4 protein-coding genes are annotated in these 3,255 nt (G+C 72.4%); 1 reads left to right on the forward strand and 3 read right to left on the reverse strand.

What is annotated here, in order from left to right; translation table 11 throughout:
* A partial coding sequence (locus ACIY1X_RS25630; RefSeq protein WP_399686295.1) for an aminotransferase class I/II-fold pyridoxal phosphate-dependent enzyme occupies window positions 1–576 on the forward strand: 576 nt, incomplete at its 5' end.
* Between the two features lie 22 nt (window positions 577–598).
* Here the strand turns inward: ACIY1X_RS25630 and ACIY1X_RS25635 are convergent.
* The 3 genes from ACIY1X_RS25635 to ACIY1X_RS25645 all read right to left on the reverse strand — a co-directional run.
* Window positions 599–1,840, reverse strand: coding sequence for an NAD(P)/FAD-dependent oxidoreductase (locus ACIY1X_RS25635; RefSeq protein WP_399686298.1), 1,242 nt, complete (start codon window positions 1,838–1,840; stop codon window positions 599–601).
* Window positions 1,837–2,184, reverse strand: a complete 348-nt coding sequence (locus ACIY1X_RS25640) for a non-heme iron oxygenase ferredoxin subunit (RefSeq protein ID WP_399686301.1) — start codon at window positions 2,182–2,184, stop codon at window positions 1,837–1,839. Before ACIY1X_RS25640 ends, ACIY1X_RS25635 begins: the two co-directional genes overlap by 4 nt.
* A 12-nt stretch (window positions 2,185–2,196) precedes the next feature.
* Window positions 2,197–3,255: Rieske 2Fe-2S domain-containing protein (locus ACIY1X_RS25645; protein ID WP_399686304.1), on the reverse strand; the 1,059-nt coding region annotated here is incomplete at its 5' end.

Raw genomic sequence — 3,255 nt, forward strand, 5'->3', positions numbered from 1 at the left:
GAGGACGACTACGACGGCGAGTACCACTACGCGAGCGCGCCGCTGCCGGCGCTCAAGAGCCTCGACGGCCACGACCGCGTGCTGTATGCCGGCAGCTTCTCCAAGAGCCTGTACCCGGGCCTGGCGCTGGGCTACCTGGTGGTGCCGCAGCGGCAGTGCCAGGCGTTCGACGCCGCGCTGCGGGCCGGCTCGAACGGCTGCCCGCAGCTCATGCAGGCGATCGTGGCGGACTTCATGCGCGAGGGGCATTTCGCGCGCCACCTGCGCAAGATGCGCCTGCTCTACGCGCGCCGCCGCGCCCTCCTGGAGCAGGCCCTGCAGCAGGTCTTCGGCGATGCCGTCGCCGTGGCCCTGCAAGGCGGCGGCATGCACCTGATCGCGCGCTGTCCCGGCGCGCAGGAAAGTGATGCCGCGTTGGCCCGGCGGGCACAGGCGGCAGGGCTGAATGCGCAGGCCCTGTCGGAGCGCTGCGCGTCCGTGCACGAGCAGGGCCTGCTGATGGGCTTCACCAACATCGCTTCGCAGGTGCAGGCGCGCCGCGTCGTGAAGCGGCTGCAGGCGGCGCTTGCGCTCTAGGGCCTGTTGCCAATAACAGGCCCTAGAAGAAGCCCTCGACCGCCAGGTCTTGCGCCTGCCATGCCGGCCGCTGCGCCAGCAGCTTGCGCAGCCGGCGCATGTCGCGCGGCCGGTCGATGCCCACGGCGCCGACGACCGTGCCGTCGCGCAGATGGACGAAGAGCCGTCCGGTCCCGTCTGTCCGGTCGGCCAGCACCTCGTCGCCGCAGGTGGGTGCGCCCAGCACCTGCAGGTTCACGCCGTACTGGTCCGACCAGAACCACGGGGGCGCGGCGTGGCCGGCGGCGTCGGGCGCGGCGCCCGCGCCGTCCAGCGACGCGATGTGCCGCGCCGCCGCCTCGCCCTGGCGGTTCGCGTTGTCCCAGGTCTCGATGCGGATGCCGGCGCCGTGCCAGGGGCACGCCTGCTCGGCGACGTCGCCGGCGGCGTAGACGTGCGGCGCCGACGTCCTGCCGTGGCGGTCGACCACGATGCCCGAGCGGACGTGCAGCCCGAGCTGCTGCGCCAGCGACAGGTTGGGGCTGATGCCGATGCCCGCCACGACGGCGCCGACCTGCACCCGCGCGCCGTCCGACAGTTGCGCGCTGTGCACTGCGCCATCCTCGCCATCGAGGCGGACCACGGACGTGCGCAGCCGCAGGTCCACGCCCCGGGCGACGTGGAGATCGTGGAGCCAGTCCGCCGCCGCGGCAGGCAGCGTGCGGCCGCACAGCCGCTCTCCCTGCTCGGCCAGGATGACCTCGACGCCCGCCTCTCGCGCGCCCGCAGCCACCTCCAGGCCGATCCAGCTGCCGCCCACCACGAGCAGCGCCCGCTGCTGCTGCGCGCAGCGCGCGATGGACCCGCGCAGCGCCGCCGCGTCGGCCGCGCTGCGCAGGCAGTGGACGCCGGCCAGCCCGCTGCCGGGCACCGACAGCCGGCGGGGCATGCCGCCGGTGGCGAGCAGCAGCACGTCGTAGGGCAGGGTGGTGCCGTCGTCCAGCGCGATCGTCCTGGATGCGCCATCGCAGGCGACCGCGGTGCGGCCGATCGCGCAGCGCGCGCTCGCGCCGGCGTCGGGTGCGATCCAGCGCAGTGCGTGCTCCTTGCCCCAGAGGTACTCCTTGGACAGCGGCGGCCGTTCGTAGGGAAGGTGCGTCTCGTCGCTGACGAGCGCGACCGGCCCCGCGTAGCCGAGCTGGCGCAGCGTCCTGAGCGCCGCGCCGGCCGCCTGTCCGCCGCCGACGATGACGACGCGGCGGCGGCGGCCCCCGGCGCAGGTCATGGCGCGTCCGCCCCGGCGTCGGCGGGCACCTTCACCAGCAGCGATCCGTCCTCGACGCGCACCTCGTAGGTCGAGAGGTCGGCGGTCGCGACGGCCAGGCACCTGCCGCTGCGGATGTCGAACTGCGCGCCGTGCAGCGGGCATTCGATCGCGTCGCCCTCGATGTAGCCCTCCGACAGTAGGGCGTACGCGTGCGTGCAGACGTCGTGGGTGGCGTAGACGCCGTCTTCCAGGCGGTAGAGCGCGATGGGGATGCCCGCCAGCCTGACGCCCTTGGGCGCGCCCGGCTTCACGTCGGCGGCGGCGCATGCGCGCACCCACTGCTTCGAGTCGCTGCAGTCCATGGCCGTCTCCCGTCAGCGGGGCAGGTGGCGCCAGTCGCTCTCGACGGATTCCAGCCGGCCGCCGGTGGCGGTGATGCCGGAATAGTCGCGCGCCTCGGGCAGCGCGCTGGCGGGCGTCTCGTCGTTCATGAACTTCCTGACCGCCTGCAGCAGGTGGCGGCGCAGCCGGATGATGGCCTGGTCCGCGGAGCACAGGTATTCCTCCGAACGGTCGACGATGGGGCCCATGCTGATCTGGGTGACGAAGTCCTCCACCACGATGTCGTTGAAGCCGGTGTGGTTGCCGTTCTTCATCAGCATGCGGTTCTGCCCCCAGGCGAGGTCCGGGTCGTGGCACACGCCGCCGGCCATGGGCCAGGTGTTGGCGCGCTGGGCGCGCTTCATCGAGTCCGTCGGCCGCTTCGTGTTGTAGAAGATGTACCACTGGATCAGGTGCGTGTCGTCGATCGGTACCGCGACGATGACGGTGCGGTCCTGGTCGGCGCCCGTGTTGATCGGCGGGATCATCCCGTAGTAGGGCATCACGAATTCCGTGACGCGCGCCACGCAGTGGCCGTCGGCCGCCTCGCGCAGGGCGGCCGCGCGGTAGCCGTAGGGCGTGTCCTCGAAGCGGTAGCGCACGGCGCTGTTCACGCGCGTGGCCGCCATGTCCATCTTCGAGTGCTCCAGGTGGCTCTGGTGCAGCAGGGCGATGTGCGAGGAGTCGATGGTGGCCTCCACGCCCTGGAGCCAGTTGGAGTTGAGTTCCAGCCCGCATGCGTACGCCTGGTCCGGCGGCAGGTCCATCCACTCGAAGTTGGGCGCCGGCGGCGCTTCGCCCTGGCCCAGCCACACCCACACCAGGCCGCCGCCTTCCACCGCCGGATAGTTCTTCACGTCCACCGTCTTGCGAAAGCCCTCCGGGTTGGAGGCCTCGTTGGGCACCTCGAGGACCTCGCCGGAGACGCAGATCTTCCAGGCGTGGAAGATGCAGCGCAGCGCGTTGTCCTCGTTGCGCGCCAGCGCGAGCGAGGCGCCGCGGTGCGGGCAGGCCTCGTTGAGGAAGCCGACGCGGCCGTCGTGCGTGCGGTA

Source organism: Xenophilus sp. (genome assembly GCF_044462705.1).
GTDB lineage: Bacteria > Pseudomonadota > Gammaproteobacteria > Burkholderiales > Burkholderiaceae_C > Xenophilus > Xenophilus azovorans.

Bases quoted from the DNA above. Each gene is read 5' to 3' on its own strand.
- ACIY1X_RS25635 (WP_399686298.1), bottom strand. From the start codon at position 1,840: ATGACCTGCGCCGGGGGCCGCCGCCGCCGCGTCGTCATCGTCGGCGGC.
- ACIY1X_RS25640 (WP_399686301.1), bottom strand. From the start codon at position 2,184: ATGGACTGCAGCGACTCGAAGCAGTGGGTGCGCGCATGCGCCGCCGCC.